Source organism: Streptomyces sp. NPDC049954 (assembly GCF_040656295.1).
GTDB lineage: Bacteria > Actinomycetota > Actinomycetes > Streptomycetales > Streptomycetaceae > Streptomyces.
This window is the reverse complement of sequence record NZ_JBFALS010000002.1, coordinates 349,227-366,699: the sequence shown is the minus strand read 5'-3', so window position 1 is coordinate 366,699 and position 17,473 is coordinate 349,227. Positions and strand designations below refer to the sequence as shown.

Genomic DNA, 17,473 nt, shown 5'->3' with positions numbered 1-17,473 from the left:
GTGCCCGACGGCAATTGGGCCCTTCCGGACCGGAAGTGCATGCATAGACCACGTAACCCCTATTCGCCGCCGTTCACAGGGAGTTCAAAGCCCGCACACGCGGGGATTTGCAGCCCCTCCCGACCCTCATTCCCGGCGCCCCTTCCCCATTTGCAGTCGGCCGAATAGCGCGACACGCCGGGCTCGGTAAGCTGACGGCATGACAGCACAAGTACGCACCGTCGACGGTCGCGTGGCCGGAGAACGCGGGCAGGCGACGCGTCAGAAGCTGCTCGACTGCCTCAGCGACATGCTCAGTACCTCGCCCTATCGGGACGTCAAAGTCATTGACGTCGCGCGTAAGGCAGGCACCTCTCCCGCGACCTTCTACCAGTACTTCCCCGACGTCGAAGGGGCCGTACTGGAGCTGGCCGACGAATTGGCCTCCGAGGGTTCCGGATTCGCGGAACTCCTGGCCGGCCGCACCTGGGTCGGCAAGGCCGGCTGGCAGACCTCCCAGGCCCTCGTGGACGGGTTCCTGGACCTGTGGAAGAAGAACGAGGCGATTCTCCGGGTGGTCGATCTCGGCGCCGCCGAGGGCGACAAACGGTTCGCCAAACTCCGTATGAAACTGCTGAACTCGGTGAACAGCGCGCTCACGGGCGCCGTCAAGGACCTCCAGTCCAAGGGCAAGGTCGACAAGGACGTCAGCCCGGCCGCCGTCGCGGGTTCCCTCGTCACGATGCTCGCCGGGGTCGCCTCGCACCAGAAGGGCCTCCAGTCCTGGGGCGTCAAGCAGGGAGATCTGCGCCCCAACCTGGCGCTGCTCATCCACCTCGGCGTGACCGGCAAGAAGCCGACCCGCTGAACCGCGCGGGGCGCGCCCGGGTGCGCCCCGCGCGGCGGCACAATCGGGGGATGTCCTCCGCACCGCACGAGCACGAAGACCGGGGCGTACGAGGCGGCCGGGCCGCGTCCCACGAGCCCGCCGCGCCCTCCCGTCCCGCCCAGCCCCACGACGCTCCCGCACCGGGGGACCCCGGGGACGCGGGGCTGCGGGAGATCCTCAAGTCCCTGCGCGTGTGGGACCCCCGGCACACCTCCCTGCCCGCCTTCGACCCCGGGCGCGCCCCGGACCGGCCCCTGCCGCTGTTCCGCACGTGGTTCGCCGAGGCGGCCGACGCCGGGCAGCCCGAGCCCCACCTCGTGTCCCTCGCGACCTGCGACGAGGAGGGCCGCCCCGACGCGCGCGTCCTCGTCCTGCACGGGGCGGACGAGACCGAGGGCTTCTCCTTCGCCTCGCACTCCGGCAGCCGCAAGGGCCGCCAGCTCGCCGCGCGGCCCTACGCCGCGCTCGTCTTCTCCTGGCCGGTGCTCGGCCGGCAGGTGCGGGTACGCGGCCCGGTGACCCTCGCCCCGCACTCCAGGGCCCTCGCCGATCTGCACGTGCGTTCTACGGGTGCCCTGGCCTCCGCGCTGACCGGCCACCAGAGCGAACCGCTGTCCGGGGCAGGGGAACTGGACCGCGCCTCCGACGCCGCCTGGGAGCGAGCACGGCGCGAACCGGAGGCGGACGCCCCGAGCTGGACGCTGTACCTCCTCGACCCGCACGAGGTCGAGTTCTTCCAGGGCGACCACCGCCGCCGCCACGTCCGCCTGCGCTACGGCCGGGTCGCGGACGGCTGGACGCGCGAGTCGCTGTGGCCCTGAGCGGGTCTCCCCCTCACGCCGTGTACTGCGCGAAGTCGGCGACCTGCCGGTAACCGATGCGCTGGTACAGGGCGTTGCTCGTCGGGTTGGCGAGGTCGGTGAAGAGCAGCACCTCCTCGGCGCCCGCCGCCCGCGCGGCACGGCTCACCTCGGCGGTGACGGCGCCCGCGTAGCCCCTGCGGCGGTGGCCCGGCGGGGTGTAGACGGAGGTGACTCTGGTGGCCCCGGCGACCTCCGGAGTGCGCGCCGCCATGGCGACCGGGACCCCGGCGTCCTCCCACAGGGTCGCCGCGCCCTGCCGCAGGACGCGGACGGCCCAGGGGTCGGCAGGGGCTCAGGCCGTGGGGTCGGGGTGGGGCTCCGGGTCCCCCGCGAGCCGGGCGTGGAGGTGCAGGTCGCGGTACCGGTCGAGGGTGCTGTCGGCGAACATCGCCTCGCGCAGCAGCCCTTCCGCCCGGTAGCCGCAGCGCTCGGCGACGCGGCAGGACGCCAGGTGCCCGTCGGCGTGGCCGAGTTCGACGCGGTGCAGTCCGGCCTCCTGGAAGGCCCAGCGGCTCAGCAGGGCGAGCGCGCGGCGGGCGACACCCCGGCCGCGCGCCTCGGGCAGCACCCAGTAGCCGACGCGGGCCTCGCGCAGGGCGGGCACGATCGCCCGGAGGCTGATCTGCCCGAGCAGCACCCCCGTCGCGGCGTCGGTGACGGCGTACGCGGCGCCCCGCCCCTCCGCGCGCTGCCGCGCCACGCGCGCGAAGTAGTCGAGGACGTCCTCCTGCGTCGTCATGGGCCTGTCCATGATGTTCCAGCGCAGGAACTCGGGGTCGGTCAGGCCGCGCAGCACGGTGCGCGCGTCCTGCGCCGAGCCGGTCCGGTGCGGGCGCAACAGCAGCCCCGCACCGGCTATCTCGGAGTCGGGAAGGGGGACGGGTACGGCGGCGTGGGCGGGCATGCGCGCCATTGAAGCGGTGACCGGACCCCGTGTCCAAGGGGTGGCGGGACAGCACGTGTCGTGATCGTTTCGCAATCGCTTTCGCCGCCGACCGCGTCCCGCGCGCCCCACGGGCCACTACTGTCCGGTACATGCCCAAAGCGCTCCCCCTCGAACAGCTCTCCCCGCTCCCGGCGGACCGTCCCGTGTACGTCGTCGGCGCGGGCCCCGGCGGTCTCGCCGTCGCGGCGGCGCTGCGGGCGCGGGGCGTGCGGGTCGTGGTCCTGGAGAAGGCGGACCGGGTGGGCGCCTCGTGGCGCGGCCACTACGACCGGCTGCGCCTGCACACGACGCGGCGGCTGTCCTCGCTGCCGGGCCTGCGCATTCCGCGCCGCTTCGGCCGCTGGGTCGCGCGCGACGACGTGGTGCGCTACCTGGAGAAGTACGCCGAGTTCCACGGACTCGACGTCGTGACGGGCGTGTCGGTCGAGCGGATCGACCCCGTCCCGCACACCGAGGGCGGCGGCTGGCGGCTGAGCGCGAGTGGCGGCAGGCGGCTGACCGGCGGCGCGGTCGTCGTGGCGACCGGCCACAACCACACGCCGTACGTGCCCCGTTGGCCCGGCGCGGACGCGTACGGGGGCGAACTGCTGCACGCGGGCCGCTACCGCAACCCGGAGCCCTACCGGGGCCGGGACGTGCTGGTCGTCGGGGCAGGCAACACCGGCGCGGAGATCGCGGCGGACCTCGCGCACGGCGGGGCGGGCCGGGTGCGCCTCGCGGTGCGCACCGCGCCGTACATCCTGCGGCGCTCCACGCTGGGCTGGCCCGCGCAGCGCACCGGCATCCTGGTGCGCCGCCTCCCGGTACGGCTCGTGGACACCCTCGCCGACCCGGTGTGCCGGCTGTCCGTCCCCGACCTCTCGGACCGGGGGCTGCCGCGTCCGGCGAGCGGTCTGTACACGCGGGTGCGGCAGGGCGCGATCCCGGTGCAGGACGTCGGCCTGGTCGCGGCGGTGCGCGCGGGCCGCGTCGAACCGGTCGCCGCCGTCGAGGGCTTCGAGGACGGCGCGGTACTCCTCGCGGACGGCTCCCGCCTCACCCCCGACACGGTGATCGCCGCGACCGGCTACCGGCGCGGACTGGAGCCCCTGGTCGGCCACTTGGGGGTCCTGGACCCCCGGGGCCGCCCCCGCGAGCACGGCGCCCGCACGGTGCGCTCGGCCCCCGGCCTGTACTTCACCGGCTTCACCAACCCGATCAGCGGAATGTTCCGCGAACTGGCCCGCGACGCCGACCGCATCGCAAACCGCCTGGCCAAGGACCTTGCGGGGTAGAACCATTGAGGACCGGGCACCTCGTCGGTCGCCCTCGTCACCACCGGACCGCCCTCTTCCCCTTCCTGCCCGTTCCGGGCTGCTGACGTCACCTCCGACAGATGAGACTCTCGGCCTCTGGCCGTCCGAGCGGGGGAACGCATGTCCCAAGGCGATGAATCCACGACGCCGTCCCCCCAGGAACCGGTCACTCCCACCCCGCCACCGGAACCTCCCGGCGCAGGCCGAGCCGCGGCGGCACATACCGGGGAGCCGCCGACGTCCCGGCCAGGAGAGGACGGCCCGGGCGCCGGGACGCGCGTGGCCGGCCATCTGGCAGAGGTCGTCGACCCGGACGGCGTCCGGTCCGGAGACGGTGGCGGGAAGATCGCCGCACGCGTGGTCTACGGCCTTCTGGCCGCCCTTGTCGCGGTACTCGTCTCCGGTGTCGTCACCATCTGGTTCACCGGACCGACGGTGAAAGCGCAGAAGGACACGGAAAGGAGACTTGAGAGAACCGAGGAAAGAGACACCGCACCTTTCGTCGTCCGGATCCGGGAGGAGGACCCCGGCGACTGGCCGACCTACGTGCTGCCCCGCCCGCTCACGGAGCGGGAGAAGAGGAAGCTGCGGACGTTCGGTCCCGGCGCCCCGGGCAGCCTCGCCGAGAGCCGGGCGGCGAAGAGGTACCTGGAGACACTGGGGGCGAGACCCTACTCCCGGGACATGACGTACTCGCTCACGTTCTTCAGCGAGAGGAAGTCCCCTCTCAGCATCACGAACCTGCACGCCCGGAAGGTGAGGTGCACGGAACCGGACACGGTCACCGTCGTCCAGTTCATCTCCCAGGGCGACTCCTCCGTCTCCACGGTCTACTTCGACCTCCGCGAACCCGAGTCCCCCGCGCTGACCGCCGACACGGACGGCGGGCACCACGAGGAACCGTACTTCGACCACAACAAGATGGACCTCGGGGCCGGCGAGACGTCCGGGGCTCTCAGAGTGTCCGGGTGGTCGGACGAGAAGACGTGTGAATGGAACATCCGGGCCGAGTACCGGAACGCCGAGGGCGTTTTCGAGACCACCGTCGAAAACGCCGACGGTAAGCCCTTCGTGGCTCTGGGCATCTCCAGGAAGTACCAGGAGTACTGGACCCGCATCCCCTACGGCGGCGGGTACTGGGCAGTCTGCGGGCCGGAGAGGGACTGTTCCGGCGCACCGACACCCGCCCCCTCCCCGGCCGTCGCGGGTGCCTCGGGGGCGCCGACCGCCCGCGGGCCCCACGTGGTCGCGCCCCACAGGACGGCGCCCAGGACCGGGAGGGCGGCGAGCGCGAAGCACACGGCGAGCGGCAGCGCGCCCAGCAGGAGGCCGGTCAGCGCCGTGCCGCCCGAGGAGCCCGCGTTGAAGGCGGTGTTGACCCAGGCGCCGGTGCGGGTGCGGTGCTCGGGCGCCGCGTGCTCGTCGGCCGCGAGGTAGGCGGTGGCCATGGCGGGCGCGAAGAACAGTCCGGCGACCGCGACGACCGCGCCCAGCGCCCACGTCCCCGGGGCGAGTCCCGCAAGGGCGAGCGTCCCGCCGAGCGCCCCCGCGCACCAGAGCAGCCGGCCGGTCTCGGTGCCACGCCGGGGCAGGGCGCCCTGGACGAGCCCGCCGACGGCGCTGCCCGCCGAGAGCGCCGCCAGCAGCCACGGCACCGCCCCGGCGGCGCGGTGCTCCTCGGCGTACGCGAGGACGAGCAGGTCGAGCGCGCCGAGGCACAGCCCGACCCCGCCGAGCACGAGCACGACGCGCAGCAGCGGCGCGGGCAGCGCGCGCGGGAGCCTCGGCCGCAGGCCGCGGCGCCCGGCCGGCTTCACGGGCGCGGCGGGACCCTCGCGTACGGCGGCCACCGGGGAGGTGACCATGCCGCACGCGCCGAGCAGGACGAGGGCCGCGCTCAGTACGAGCCCGGCGGCCGGCCCGGTCCGCGTCAGCAGCGCGCCGACGATCAACGGGCCGCTCAGGAACAGCAGTTCCTCGGCGACGGCGTCGAGCCCGTAGGCGCGGCGCAGCAGGTCCCGGTCGGGCAGCAGCCTGCTCCACAGGGTGCGCATGACGGGGCCGAGCGGTGGGGTGGCGGCCCCGGCGAGGGCCGCGAGGGCGACGACCGGGGCCGTGCCCACCGGTCCGGATCCGCCGGTGAGGGCGGCGAGCGCGGTGAGCAGCAGGGCGTACAGCGCGCTCATCGGGGGCAGCGCGCGCCGCACCCCGTAGCGGTCGAGGAGCGCGGCCCGCGCCGGGGACAGCACGACGCTCGCGGCGCCGAACAGGGCCATGCCGAGTCCGGCGGCGGCGTAGGAGCCGGTGGAGCGACGCAGGGAGAGCAGGAGGGCGAGCGCGACCGTCCCGTAGGAGAGGCGGCCGAGCAGTGCCAGGGCGAAGGTGCGCGCCGCCTGCGGGGTGCGCAGGACAGCACGGTACGACGGTGGGGCCGGCGAAGACATGAGGGTTCCTCGAAGTGCCCGGCGGCCCGCGGCTGTTCGGGGCGGCCGGTGGGATCAGCAGGGACACCGGGGTGAGCGGTGTCGCCTACGCACAGAGGAGAGCCATGCGCGGGAGCGTAGCCGGGGAGCGGGGCGCCCGCCAGGGGTTTGCGGTGGGCGCCCCGTGGTTCAGGCGGGCGCCCCGGACGCGGGCGGGGCCTTGTCCGGGCGGGCGGTCCTGATGACGAGGACCATGAGCGTGGCCACCGCGCACAGCGCCCCGGAGACGTACCACATGACGTCGTACGCGCCGAAGACGTCCCGGACCACGCCGCCCGCGAAGGCCACGACGGCGGCGCCGATCTGGTGGGCGGCGAGCACCCAGCCGAAGACGATCGCGCTGTCCTCGCCGTAGTGCTCGCGGCACAGCGCGATCGTCGGCGGCACCGTCGCGACCCAGTCGAGTCCGTAGAAGACGATGAAGAACACCATCGGCAGGTGCTCGGCGGAGGCCAGCGGGGCGGACCCGCCCACGGTGTCGAGCAGCATGGGCAGGAACAGCAGGGAGACGCCGCGCAGCGCGTAGTAGACGGCGAGCAGGCGGCGCGGCGAGTAGCGGTCGGTGAACCAGCCGGAGGCCACCGTGCCCACGATGTCGAACACCCCGATGACGGCGAGCAGGGAGGCGGCGGCCGGGACGGGCATGCCGTGGTCGTGCGCGGCGGGCACGAAGTGCGTCTTGACGAGCCCGTTGGTCGAGGCCCCGCAGATCGCGAAGGACCCGGCCAGCAGCCAGAACGGGCCGGTGCGCACCGCCTTGGCCAGCACTCCGAGGGTGCGCCGGGCGGCCCCCCTCGCGGGCGCGGGCTTGGGGACGAACTCCGTCGCCCCGTAGGGCGCGAGGCCCACGTCGGCGGGGTGGTCGCGCAGCAGCAGCCACACGAAGGGCACGACGGCGGCGGCGGTCAGCGCGACGGTCACCGAGGCGGGCTTCCAGCCGTGGTGCTCGACGGTCCACGCCAGCAGGGGCAGGAACACGAGCTGACCGGAGGCGCCGGCCGCCGTGAGGATGCCGGTGACCAGTCCGCGCCGGGCCGTGAACCAGCGGTTGGTGACCGTCGCGGCGAAGGCGAGCGCCATCGACCCGCTGCCGAGCCCGACCAGCACGCCCCAGTACAGGACGAGTTGCCAGGCCGCCGTCATCGTCACGGTGAGCGCCGAGCCGGCCGCGATGACGGCGAGCGCGACCGCGACGACCTTGCGGATGCCGAAGCGGTCCATGAGGGCGGCGGCGAACGGCGCGGTGAGCCCGTAGAGCGTCAGGTTGACCGAGACGGCGAGGCCGATGGTCCCGCGCGACCAGCCGAAGTCCTCGTGCAGGGGGTCGATGAGCAGCCCCGGCACCGACATGAAGGCGGCGGCCCCGACGATCGTGACGAAGGTGACGAGCGCCACCCACCAGGCGCGGTGCGGTCCGCGGCGGGGGCGCGGGGCGGAGCCGCCCGGGCGGCGGAGGACGTGCGTGTCCTCGGGCGGTACCGGGGTGCCCGCGAGAGCCACCCGGCCCTCGGGCGGTACCGGGGAGTCCGCGAGAGCCACCCGGTCCTCGGGGGCCGGGGCGTGGCCGGGGGTCGCCCCGTCTCCCTGTATCAGCTGATCTGCCATGCGCACAGCCTCCGTTGAGGCCGCACTCCGCACCACTGGCCCGATGGACAGCATTCGCTAGGATCGGGCCATGACTGTCACCGAGCACCTTCAGGGGTTCGCCCGCCCCCCGCACCGCGTCGTCCTGCTCGCGCTGGACGGCGTCCTGCCCTTCGAACTCGGCACCGCCGTACGCATCTTCGGTATGGCACGGGACTCGGCGGGGCGGCGGCTGTACGAGGTGACGACCTGCTCGCTGCGGCCACCGGGGCCGGTCCGCGCGGCGGCCGACTTCTCGATCCTCGTCGAGCACGGCCCCGAGGCGCTGGCGGAGGCGGACACCGTGGTGGTCCCGGCCAGCTACGAACTGGGGCCGGTGCACGAGGAGGGCCGCCTCACGCCCGAACTGGCCGAGGCGCTGGGCCGGATACCGGCCGGGGCCCGCACCGTGTCGATCTGCACGGGCGGTTACGTCCTCGCGGCGGCCGGTCTGCTCGACGGGCGCCCCGCCGCGACGCACTGGTCCCACGCCACGCATTTCCAGGGGCTGTTCCCGCGCGTGCGGGTCGTCCCCGAGGTGCTGTTCGTCGACGACGGGGACGTCCTGACCTCGGCGGGCGTCGCGGCCGGTATCGACCTGTGCCTGCACATCGTGCGCCGCGACCACGGGGCCTCGGTGGCCAACGAGGTGGCCAGGCAGACCGTCGTACCGCCCCACCGGGAGGGGGGTCAGGCCCAGTTCATCCGCAGGCCGGTCGCCGCTCCGGGCGCCGACTCGACCACGCTCGCCCGGGAGTGGGCCCTGGAACGGCTGCACGAGCCGCTCCAGCTGCGGGACCTGGCCGAGCGTGCCGCGATGTCGGTACGCACCTTCACGCGGCGCTTCCGCGAGGAGTGCGGCGAGAGCCCGGGACAGTGGCTCACCCGCCAACGCGTGGAGCACGCCCGGTACTTGCTGGAGACGACGGGCCTGTCGATGGACCGGGTGGCCGAGGCCAGCGGCTTCGGCACCGCCCAGTCGCTGCGCCAGCACCTGCGCTCGGCGACCGGCGTCACCCCGAGCGCGTACCGCAGGACCTTCCGGGGCGCCCCGGCGACGCCGGCCCCTGCCTAGAGCGCGTCATCCACAGCCTGTGGACAGCGCGCGCACGGCGAACCCGCAGGCGGCTCCGCCCACCGGGACACGGCGGTCGACCTCGCACCAGATCCGCTTCCCGGTGCCTTCGGGCAGCCAGCCCCAGCGGTCCGCGAGCCCGTCGACCAGCTCCAGGCCCCGGCCGCCGGTGTCCTCGCCCGCCGCGTGCCGCTGGAGCGGGGGGCGCGCACAGGCGTCGGAGACCTCGACCCGCACCGTGCCGCTCGGCTCGGGCTGCGGGCCGCCCGGCATCTGCATGCGCAGCACCGCCGGCCGGCCGGTGTGCACGACGGCGTTCGTCACCAGTTCGGAGACGATGAGGACCAGCGTCTCGGCGACCGGTTCGCCCTCCCCTATCCCCGATCCCGCGAGGCGGGACCGCACCCATCTCCGGGCCCGGCCCACCTCGGCGGGGTCGGGACTCACTTCGAGCTGCACCTGAAGAACCTGCACCGCTCACACCATCCGAACCGGCGGACACATCGCCTCGCGCCTTCGCTGGGCAATGAGGATCACGGTCTGTGATCTCCTTGTCGCCCAGCATGGTTGACGTACAGTCACCCCAACAAGCGCTTCGGGCATATTCCCGCGCGAAGGAGTACGCCTGGGGCATACTGTGCGACGCGTCTCGTGGGGAGTCGAACAGGCAGGCGCGCGGCTTCGCCCTGCCCCGCGAACCGGGCACGCCGCGGAAGTCCGCCGCTCGGCGGCCCTCCGGCCGGCGCTCTCGCCGACCGGGCCGCGCGGGCTCCGGCCGGGGTTCACTCGCATTGCACAGAAGGTACCGGAGCGCGGGGCCGACTCCGTGCCGTGACGGCCCCGGCACGGCACGCGGGCCGAGGTCGACGCTGGGTGACCTTCCCCGGCCGGACGGAAGAGCAGGACAGGGGCCCTTTTCCTCCCGTGACGGCCGGTACTGGCGCATGCGTTCCCCAGGTGAAACCGGCGCGGTGCGCCGCGACGCCGGAACCGTGAACCAGCGCCTCGGACGCGGCCTGGGGTGTCCCGTTCTCCCCTTTTGCCGCATCCCCCGCACCCGTGCGCGGTACACGGACCCGGCTCGCGGGCGTTCGGTGGTACGCGGGAGCCCGCGGCCGTGCGACGCTCACGAGTATGAGTACACACACGGCGGTGCGTCCGCCCCCGCAACAACCTCCTGCCGGAAGCGATTTCGCGGGTCTGTCGAAACTCGTCTCCGAGGCCGGGCTGATGGCCCGCAGGCCCGGGTACTACGTCCTGCGGATCTCGGCGGTGGCGCTGGTGTACGTGGGCGGCTGGACCGCCTTCTTCCTCGTCGGGGCCAGCTGGTGGACGCTCGCGGTCGCCGCCTTCCTCGCCCTCGTCTTCGGCCAGGTCGCCCTGGTCGCGCACGACGTCGCCCACCGCCAGGTCTTCCGGCTGCGCCGGGCCAGCGGCATATCGGGCCGGATCGCGGGCGCCTCGATCGGCATGGGCTACGGGTGGTGGCAGGACAAGCACACCCGGCACCACGCCAATCCCAACCACGCGGAGCTGGATCCCGACGTCGCCCCCGACATCATCGTCTGGTCCCAGGACCAGGCCCGCGAGGCCACCGGTCTCGCCCGCTTCATCGGCCGCTCGCAGGCCTGGCTGTTCTTCCCGCTGATCGCCCTGGAGGGCTTCAACCTCCACGTGGCGGGCGTCCGCGCGCTGTGGAACCGCTCACTCAAGCACCGCACCCTCGAAGGCGCCCTACTGATCGGGCACTTCGTGCTCTACCTCACGGCCCTGTTCCTGGTGCTGCCGCCCGGGATGGCCTTCGCCTTCCTCGCCGTCCACCAGTGCCTGTTCGGCATCTACCTCGGTTCGGCCTTCGCGCCCAACCACAAGGGGATGCCGATACTGTCCGGCAAGGACCGCCCCGACTTCCTGCGCCGCCAGGTACTGACCTCGCGCAACGTGCGCGGCGGCTGGTTCGTGGACCTCGCGCTCGGCGGGCTCAACTACCAGATCGAGCACCACCTGTTCCCCAGCATGCCGAGCCCGCACCTGCGCCGCGCGCAGGTCATCGTGCGCCGCTACTGCGAGGAGCTGGGGGTCGACTACCTGGAGACGGGCTTCGTCACCTCGTACCGGCAGGTGCTGCGCAGCCTGCACGAGGCGGGCGCGCCCATCCGGGAGAGCCGCGCCGCCGCGGCCGGGGCCGTCGACGCCGCCTGACCTCGCCGACCGCCCGCCGCCCGCCCGTGTGCCGCCGCCGCCCGCCTCCCGAGCAAGGGGAGGCGGGCGGCCCGGTGTACGGCACGTCCGGGGGGCTCAGGGCGTGTGCTTGACCGCGTCCCCGTAACCGCCGATGTCCCGCGGGTCGCGGTTGCCGGGGCCCGTGTAGCGCGCCGAGGGGCGTACGAGGCGGCCGGTGCGCTTCTGCTCCAGGATGTGCGCCGACCAGCCGGCCGTACGGGCGCACGTGAACATCGAGGTGAACAGGTGGGCCGGCACCTCGGCGAAGTCCAGGACGATCGCCGCCCAGAACTCCACGTTGGTGGCCAGCACCCGGTCCGGCCTGCGGGCGTGCAGCTCCGCGAGGGCGGCCCGCTCCAGGGCCTCGGCCACCTCGAAGCGCGGGGCGCCCAGCTCCTTCGCGGTACGGCGCAGCACGCGGGCGCGCGGGTCCTCGGCGCGGTAGACGCGGTGCCCGAAGCCCATGAGGCGCTCCCCCGAGTCGAGCGCGCGCCGCACGTAGCCCTCGGCGTCGCCGGTGCGCTCGATCTCCTCGATCATGCCGAGCACCCGGGAGGGCGCCCCGCCGTGCAGCGGGCCCGACATCGCGCCGACCGCCCCGGACAGGGCCGCCGCGACGTCCGCCCCGGTCGAGGCGATGACGCGGGCGGTGAAGGTCGAGGCGTTCATGCCGTGTTCGGCGGCGGAGGTCCAGTAGGCGTCGACCGCCTTCACGTGGAGCGGGTCGGGCTCCCCGCGCCAGCGGATCATGAACCGCTCCACGATCGACTCGGCCCGGTCGATCTCGCTCTGCGGCACCATCGGCAGGCCCTGCCCGCGCGCGGCCTGCGCGACGTAGGACAGCGCGGTGACCGCCGCGCGGGCGAGGTCCTCCCGGGCCTGCCCCGCGTCGATGTCGAGCAACGGTTTCAGGCCCCAGACGGGGGCGAGCTGGGCGAGCGCGGACTGCACGTCGACCCGGATGTCCCCGGAGTGCACGGGCAGCGGGAAGGGCTCGGCGGGCGGCAGGCCGGGCGTGAAGGCGCCGTCGACCAGGAGGCCCCACACGTTCCCGAAGGACACGTGGCCCACCAGGTCCTCGATGTCGACGCCCCGGTAGCGCAGGGCACCGCCCTCCTTGTCCGGTTCGGCGATCTCCGTCTCGAAGGCGACGACCCCTTCGAGGCCGGGCACGAATGCAGACATCTTGCGGCTCCTGACTCGGCTGACTCGGCTGCTGACCGGCCGGCTGCGAAGTGGACGGAGCTGTGCTCATTCCCCGTACGGCACGGTGTCACCCCTCCCGGTGCGGCAGGATGGCGGGGTGAGCGACGATCACCACCCGCAGAGCGCACGGCCCGGCACCGAGGACTCCCGCACGGCCGGGGCGGGGCCCCGGGACCCCGCGAGCGACCTCGACCTCGACTTCGACCCCGGGCGGATGCGCGAGCAGTACCGCGCGGAGGGGGTGGCGGCGGCCGGTTTCGCCGCGGACCCGATGACGCAGTTCGGCCGCTGGTTCCAGGACGCGGCCCGCTCGGGCCTGTTCGAGCCGAACGCGATGGTGGTGTCGACCGTCGACGCGGAGGCCCGGCCCAGTTCCCGCACGGTGCTGCTGAAGAAGTACGAGGACACCGGCTTCGTCTTCTTCACGAACTACACCTCGCGCAAGGCCGGCGAGCTGTCCGGGAACCCGCACGTGGCCCTGCTGTTCCCGTGGCACCCCATGGCCCGCCAGGTCCTCGTGACGGGCACCGCGGTCCGCACCGGGCGGGACGAGACCGCCGCCTACTTCCGTACCCGTCCGCACGGCTCGCAGCTCGGCGCGTGGGCGAGCGCGCAGTCCTCGGTGATCGGCTCGCGCGAGGAGCTGGAGCGCGAGTACGCGCAGCTCGCGGCGCGCTACCCGGAGGGCGAGCGGGTCCCGGTGCCGCCGCACTGGGGCGGGTACCGCGTCACCCCGCGCACCGTCGAGTTCTGGCAGGGCCGCGAGAACCGGCTGCACGACCGGCTGCGCTACGTACGGCGGGACGAGGGCGGCGAACCGGCCGCCGGGGGGCCGTGGCGGCTGGAGCGGCTGAGCCCCTGAGCGCGGGGGCACGCGGCGCCGGGCGGGGCCCGGGAACGCAGTCGACCCGCAGGCCGTGGTTCCTCCCTGGGGAGGAAGCCGGCCGGACGTACCGGCGGCCTGCGGGTCGGGTGAACTGCTGGGATTGGGCCGGCGGCGCGCATTTCCACACGCTCCGGCCAACCGCACATGAGTGCGGAGACAGGGGCCGCTAGCCCGCAGTCACCTCACGCGTCCGGCTGTCATACATCTTCCGAACCACCTCCTTTCTCATGTGCCCACCACTGTAGGAACGCCCCCCCGGGTGCGGGCAAATGTTTTTTTCGCGCCCCTTTCGCGGGGCCGTCGCGCCCCTCGCGCTCCGGTCGCGCCCCCTGCGTGCGCCGGGCCGCCCCTGGGCCGCATCACCGCCCCGCAACGATTTCTTCGAAGGGTGTGTGGGCTGTGTCACCTTGGAGTTCAATTCATTCGAGGTATGGCAGACGTACGACACGACGTACGTACGGCAGGGGGTGCCAGGTGAGTGCTTCCCGGCGCAGTGGGACCACGGACGAACCGGATGCTCAGGAACCGGAGCACGACGATTCGGACTTGCTGGCCGCACTGCTGGACGGCATGGACGCGGCGCTGTGCGCCCTGGACGCGGACGGTGTGATCACCCACTGGAACAAGGAGGCCGAGCGCATCCTCGGCTGGAGCGCCGAGGAGGCGGTGGGCCGCGCGGGTTTCGGGGGCTGGGCCGCCCGGGGCGCGGACGCCCCCGACATGCAGGTGCGGCTGCTCGCCGCGATGCGCTCGCCGGGCCGTCAGGTCCACGAGTTCGCCCTCCTCACGAAGGAGGGCGGCCGGGTGCTGGTCCGCACCCAGACGGCCGCGGTGCGCGATGCCGACGGCCGGCCGGCGGGGGTGTACTGCGCGTTCAGCGAGGTGCACACCCAGATCGACCTGGAGCGGTCCATCGCGTTGAGCGAGGCGCTGTTCGAGGACGTCGGCTGGGGCGTCGTCCTGGTCGACGCGGACCTGCGCCCGGCGCTCGTCAACGCCTACGCGGCCAAGGCCCTGGGCACCGGCCGCACGGCGCTGCTCGGCCGCCCGCTCGGCGATCTGCTGGACCAGGGGGTCGAGGAGCTGGAGAGCGTCCTCGCCCACGTCCTCGCGGAGGGACCGCCGCCCGCCCCCTCGGAGGTGTGGGTGTCGCTGCGCGAGCACGTGGGCGAGGGTGCCGGACCGGGCCGGGACGGGCGGCGCTGCTGGCGTTCCGGCTTCGTGCGCCTGTCCTCCCCGCTGAGCGAGGAGCCCTCGCCGCTCGGGGTGGGCTGGTTCTTCCAGGACGTCACCGAGGCGCGGATCGCCGAACAGGACGCCTCGCAGCTGCGGTTCCGGGCCGGTCAGCTGCACCGGGCGGCGCGCGCGGCGGCCGAGTGCGAGGACCCGGGCGAGGCGGTCACCGTCCACCTGGACTTCGCCCTCGCCGGCTTCGCCGACCACGCCCTCGTCGACCTGCTGCGCGATCCGGTGCCGGACCACGCGGCGCCCGACGAGGCGGAGCCCGAGGTACGGCTCGTGCGCGCCGCCGTCACCCCGGCGGGCCCGCAGGGGCCGCTGCGCTCGGCGCTGAGCGGCGCGGGCGTACCGCTGCGCTACCCGGACCAGCACCCCGCGGTGCAGAGCGTGCAGCGCGCCGGGACGGTACGCGTGACCTGGGGCGGTCGCGGCGGACCGCGGGCCCGGGAGTGGGCGGCGGCCCGCCGCTGGCCGGAGGACACCACGCACGCGCTGTGCGCGGTCCTGCGCAGCCGGGGCACGACCCTGGGCGTGCTGACCTTCCTGCGCGGCCCGGGCCGCCAGCCCTTCGAGCGCCCGGACACCCTGTACGCCGAGTCGGTCGCCCTGCGCGTCGCCTCGGCCGTCGACCTCGCCCGCCTCACGGGCCGCGACTGAGCCCTTGGGGGACGGCCCTCAGTTCTGGTAGAAGATCCGGTCGCCGTAAGTCTCGAAGACCTCGGCGTTCCACTCGGTGCCGCCGTCGACGTTGCCGGAGCGCAGCAGCGGCGGCTCGATGCCGCGGGCGGCGAGTACGGCGGCGGCGCTCGCGGTCGCGGCCTGCAGCAGCGCGCTCGTGACGACGGTCGAGGCGGGGGCGAAGGGCGCGGCGATCCCGTCCAGCGCGAGGACGGTGTCGCCCACCGGGATCTTGTTGTCGAGCACGACGTCGCAGTGGTCCTTGAGGAAGGTCCCGGACGGGTTGCGGGCCTGCGTCCGGCTCGCGTAGACGACCGAGGTGACGCCGACGACCTTGAGGCCGAGGGCGCGGGCGTGCCTCGCCATCTCGACGGGCAGGGCGTTGCGGCCGGACAGGGAGACGACCACGAGGACGTCGCCGGCCCGGGCCGGGCTCGCGTCCAGGACGGCGGTGGCGAGCCCCTCGACCCGCTCCAGCGCGGAGCCGAGCGTCGCGGGCCGTACGTCGACGCCGACGGCGCCCGGCACGGCCAGCAGGTTGACGAGGGCGAGGCCGCCCGCGCGGTAGACGAGGTCCTGCGCGGCGAGTGAGGAGTGCCCGGCCCCGAAGGCGAAGATCCGGCCGCCGGCCGCCACCGCGTCGGCGAGCAGCCGGCCGGCCTGTTCGACGCTGCCGCCGGGCCCCGCCTCCTCCGCCCGCACCCGCTCCAGGAGGCCCGCCGCCGCGTCCAGGTACCGGGTGGCGACGGTCTCGCCGGGGGCGAGGGGCCGCGCCGCGTCCTCGGCCCCGCCCGTACGGGGCCGGGGCGGGGCGGGGTGTGCGGCGGACTCGTCTGCGGCGGACTGGTCTGCGGCGGGGATGTCCGTGGCGCTCATCGGGGGCCTCCTGCTCCGGTGCGGACCGCCGGGCGGTTCCGTCCTGGCCGGCCCGCCCGTGCCGGGTGGTCCGGTGCGGTGCCCGGGGGTGGCACGGCGGCGTGCCGCGGATCACGGTGCGGGCCCCGGGGCCGGGCTGTCAACAGGGCCCAGGCGCCCCGCACCCGGGTCCGGGGCCCGCCGGAGCGGGGTCGCGCGCCGCGGCCGGGGCCGGTTGTCAGTGGGATGCGTCAGAATTGGGTCAGGGCCAGCGCACGCCGACTTCGCGAAGTCACAGCACCGAGGGGCACGTATGTCCGGACTGATCGACACCACGGAGATGTATCTCCGCACCATCCTCGAACTCGAAGAGGAAGGTGTTGTGCCCATGCGCGCCCGGATCGCCGAGCGGCTCGACCAGAGCGGCCCGACTGTCAGCCAGACCGTGGCGCGGATGGAGCGGGACGGACTGGTGTCCGTCGCCAGCGACCGTCATCTGGAGCTGACCGAGGAGGGCCGCAGGCTCGCGACCCGCGTCATGCGCAAGCACCGGCTCGCCGAGTGCCTGCTCGTCGACGTGATCGGTCTCGAATGGGAGCAGGTGCACGCGGAGGCCTGTCGCTGGGAGCACGTGATGAGCGAGGCCGTCGAGCGCCGGGTGCTCGACCTGCTGCGCCACCCGACGGAGTCCCCGTACGGCAACCCGATCCCGGGCCTGGAGGAGCTGGGCGAGGAGGCCGAGGCCGACCCCTTCCTCGACGCGAGCATGGTCTCGCTCGCCGACCTGGACCCGGGCAGCGAGGGCCAGACGGCCGTCGTGCGCCGCATCGGCGAGCCGATCCAGACCGACGCGCAGCTGATGTACACGCTGCGCCGGGCCGGGGTGCAGCCGGGCTCCGTGGTGAGCGTGATGCGTTCGACGGCGGGCGGCGTGCTGGTCGGCTCCAGCGGGGAGGCGGCCGAGCTGGACGCGGAGATCGCCTCGCACGTCTTCGTCGCCAAGCGCTGACCCGGGCGCGCCCGCCGGGGAAACCTGCCGCGCGCCCTTCGCGCCCTCGTGCGCCCTTGCACGCGGTATGCGCGGGCCCGATTCAGCCGTCGCGTCCGGAACAATTCGTCCGTATCCCAAGATTCACTGTGCGGAACCGCAGCGCGGGGGCGCCGACCGTGCCAATCTGTCGCGATGAGGCTTGTGGCCCCGAGGGGCCGGGCGGCCGCGCTCCGGGCAGCGTG

Annotated in this window: 15 protein-coding genes and 1 pseudogene; 8 read left to right on the top strand and 8 right to left on the bottom strand. The window is 74.1% G+C overall.

Annotated elements, in window-relative coordinates; translation table 11 throughout:
• The first annotated feature begins 199 nt into the window (after window positions 1-199).
• Both AB0J21_RS05155 and AB0J21_RS05150 read left to right on the top strand, forming a co-directional pair.
• Window positions 200-847, top strand: a complete 648-nt coding sequence (locus AB0J21_RS05155) for a TetR family transcriptional regulator (RefSeq protein WP_363144434.1) — start codon at window positions 200-202, stop codon at window positions 845-847.
• 50 nt (window positions 848-897) lie between these two features.
• Entirely contained in the window at window positions 898-1,689 is a 792-nt protein-coding gene (locus tag AB0J21_RS05150) for a pyridoxal 5'-phosphate synthase (protein ID WP_363144433.1), read from the top strand.
• A gap of 13 nt (window positions 1,690-1,702) precedes the next feature.
• Here the strand turns inward: AB0J21_RS05150 and AB0J21_RS05145 are convergent.
• Both AB0J21_RS05145 and AB0J21_RS05140 read right to left on the bottom strand, forming a co-directional pair.
• Window positions 1,703-1,975: pseudogene (locus tag AB0J21_RS05145) on the bottom strand (GNAT family N-acetyltransferase); the annotation flags it as partial.
• Between the two features lie 48 nt (window positions 1,976-2,023).
• Window positions 2,024-2,635, bottom strand: coding sequence for a GNAT family N-acetyltransferase (locus AB0J21_RS05140; protein ID WP_363144432.1), 612 nt, complete (start codon window positions 2,633-2,635; stop codon window positions 2,024-2,026).
• A 131-nt stretch (window positions 2,636-2,766) separates the two neighbouring features.
• Between AB0J21_RS05140 and AB0J21_RS05135 the strand changes: the two genes are divergently transcribed.
• Window positions 2,767-3,951, top strand: a complete 1,185-nt coding sequence (locus AB0J21_RS05135; RefSeq protein ID WP_363144431.1) for an NAD(P)/FAD-dependent oxidoreductase — start codon at window positions 2,767-2,769, stop codon at window positions 3,949-3,951.
• 692 nt (window positions 3,952-4,643) lie between these two features.
• On the opposite strand, the gene AB0J21_RS05130 is transcribed toward AB0J21_RS05135, so the two are convergent.
• From AB0J21_RS05130 to AB0J21_RS05120, 3 genes are all read right to left on the bottom strand, one after another.
• Window positions 4,644-4,799 carry a hypothetical protein gene (locus AB0J21_RS05130; protein WP_363144430.1) on the bottom strand — a complete coding sequence of 52 codons (156 nt, stop codon included), beginning with the start codon at window positions 4,797-4,799 and terminating at the stop codon, window positions 4,644-4,646.
• 294 nt (window positions 4,800-5,093) lie between these two features.
• Window positions 5,094-6,416, bottom strand: a complete 1,323-nt coding sequence (locus AB0J21_RS05125) for an MFS transporter (protein ID WP_363144429.1) — start codon at window positions 6,414-6,416, stop codon at window positions 5,094-5,096.
• Between the two features lie 168 nt (window positions 6,417-6,584).
• A complete protein-coding gene (locus AB0J21_RS05120; protein WP_363144428.1) occupies window positions 6,585-8,060 on the bottom strand; it encodes an MFS transporter in 1,476 nt (491 codons plus the stop codon).
• Between the two features lie 70 nt (window positions 8,061-8,130).
• Here AB0J21_RS05120 and AB0J21_RS05115 point away from each other — a divergent pair, with 70 nt between their 5' ends.
• On the top strand, window positions 8,131-9,153 hold the full coding sequence (locus AB0J21_RS05115) for a helix-turn-helix domain-containing protein (protein ID WP_363144426.1): 1,023 nt from the start codon (window positions 8,131-8,133) through the stop codon (window positions 9,151-9,153).
• A 6-nt stretch (window positions 9,154-9,159) separates the two neighbouring features.
• Here the strand turns inward: AB0J21_RS05115 and AB0J21_RS05110 are convergent, their stop codons facing one another.
• The gene (locus tag AB0J21_RS05110; protein WP_363144425.1) at window positions 9,160-9,627 is read right to left on the bottom strand and encodes an ATP-binding protein; all 468 of its coding nucleotides are present in this window, start codon (window positions 9,625-9,627) and stop codon (window positions 9,160-9,162) included.
• A 660-nt stretch (window positions 9,628-10,287) separates the two neighbouring features.
• Between AB0J21_RS05110 and AB0J21_RS05105 the strand changes: the two genes are divergently transcribed.
• Window positions 10,288-11,355, top strand: a complete 1,068-nt coding sequence (locus AB0J21_RS05105) for an acyl-CoA desaturase (protein WP_363144424.1) — start codon at window positions 10,288-10,290, stop codon at window positions 11,353-11,355.
• A 96-nt stretch (window positions 11,356-11,451) separates the two neighbouring features.
• On the opposite strand, the gene AB0J21_RS05100 is transcribed toward AB0J21_RS05105, so the two are convergent.
• Entirely contained in the window at window positions 11,452-12,561 is a 1,110-nt protein-coding gene (locus AB0J21_RS05100; RefSeq protein ID WP_363144423.1) for a citrate synthase 2, read from the bottom strand.
• A 235-nt stretch (window positions 12,562-12,796) separates the two neighbouring features.
• On the opposite strand from AB0J21_RS05100, the gene pdxH reads away from it, so the two are divergent.
• Both pdxH and AB0J21_RS05090 read left to right on the top strand, forming a co-directional pair.
• Window positions 12,797-13,444: a pyridoxamine 5'-phosphate oxidase gene (gene pdxH / locus AB0J21_RS05095; RefSeq protein ID WP_363144699.1), complete on the top strand. Its 648-nt coding sequence runs from the start codon at window positions 12,797-12,799 to the stop codon at window positions 13,442-13,444.
• A gap of 498 nt (window positions 13,445-13,942) precedes the next feature.
• A complete protein-coding gene (locus AB0J21_RS05090; protein WP_363144422.1) occupies window positions 13,943-15,364 on the top strand; it encodes a PAS domain-containing protein in 1,422 nt (473 codons plus the stop codon).
• Window positions 15,365-15,382: 18 nt separating this feature from the next.
• On the opposite strand, the gene AB0J21_RS05085 is transcribed toward AB0J21_RS05090, so the two are convergent.
• A complete protein-coding gene (locus AB0J21_RS05085; RefSeq protein ID WP_363144421.1) occupies window positions 15,383-16,261 on the bottom strand; it encodes an SIS domain-containing protein in 879 nt (292 codons plus the stop codon).
• Between the two features lie 292 nt (window positions 16,262-16,553).
• Here AB0J21_RS05085 and AB0J21_RS05080 point away from each other — a divergent pair, with 292 nt between their 5' ends.
• The gene (locus tag AB0J21_RS05080; RefSeq protein WP_363144420.1) at window positions 16,554-17,249 is read left to right on the top strand and encodes a metal-dependent transcriptional regulator; all 696 of its coding nucleotides are present in this window, start codon (window positions 16,554-16,556) and stop codon (window positions 17,247-17,249) included.
• The last annotated feature ends 224 nt before the right edge of the window (window positions 17,250-17,473 follow it).

Excerpts from the sequence above, each read along its gene's own strand:
- AB0J21_RS05155 (WP_363144434.1), top strand. The coding sequence starts at position 200 with ATGACAGCACAAGTACGCACCGTCGACGGTCGCGTGGCCGGAGAACGC.
- AB0J21_RS05150 (WP_363144433.1), top strand. The coding sequence starts at position 898 with ATGTCCTCCGCACCGCACGAGCACGAAGACCGGGGCGTACGAGGCGGC.
- AB0J21_RS05140 (WP_363144432.1), bottom strand. The coding sequence starts at position 2,635 with ATGCCCGCCCACGCCGCCGTACCCGTCCCCCTTCCCGACTCCGAGATA.
- AB0J21_RS05135 (WP_363144431.1), top strand. The coding sequence starts at position 2,767 with ATGCCCAAAGCGCTCCCCCTCGAACAGCTCTCCCCGCTCCCGGCGGAC.
- AB0J21_RS05125 (WP_363144429.1), bottom strand. The coding sequence starts at position 6,416 with ATGTCTTCGCCGGCCCCACCGTCGTACCGTGCTGTCCTGCGCACCCCG.
- AB0J21_RS05120 (WP_363144428.1), bottom strand. The coding sequence starts at position 8,060 with ATGGCAGATCAGCTGATACAGGGAGACGGGGCGACCCCCGGCCACGCC.
- AB0J21_RS05115 (WP_363144426.1), top strand. The coding sequence starts at position 8,131 with ATGACTGTCACCGAGCACCTTCAGGGGTTCGCCCGCCCCCCGCACCGC.
- AB0J21_RS05105 (WP_363144424.1), top strand. The coding sequence starts at position 10,288 with ATGAGTACACACACGGCGGTGCGTCCGCCCCCGCAACAACCTCCTGCC.
- AB0J21_RS05100 (WP_363144423.1), bottom strand. The coding sequence starts at position 12,561 with ATGTCTGCATTCGTGCCCGGCCTCGAAGGGGTCGTCGCCTTCGAGACG.
- pdxH (WP_363144699.1), top strand. The coding sequence starts at position 12,797 with ATGCGCGAGCAGTACCGCGCGGAGGGGGTGGCGGCGGCCGGTTTCGCC.
- AB0J21_RS05085 (WP_363144421.1), bottom strand. The coding sequence starts at position 16,261 with ATGAGCGCCACGGACATCCCCGCCGCAGACCAGTCCGCCGCAGACGAG.
- AB0J21_RS05080 (WP_363144420.1), top strand. The coding sequence starts at position 16,554 with ATGTCCGGACTGATCGACACCACGGAGATGTATCTCCGCACCATCCTC.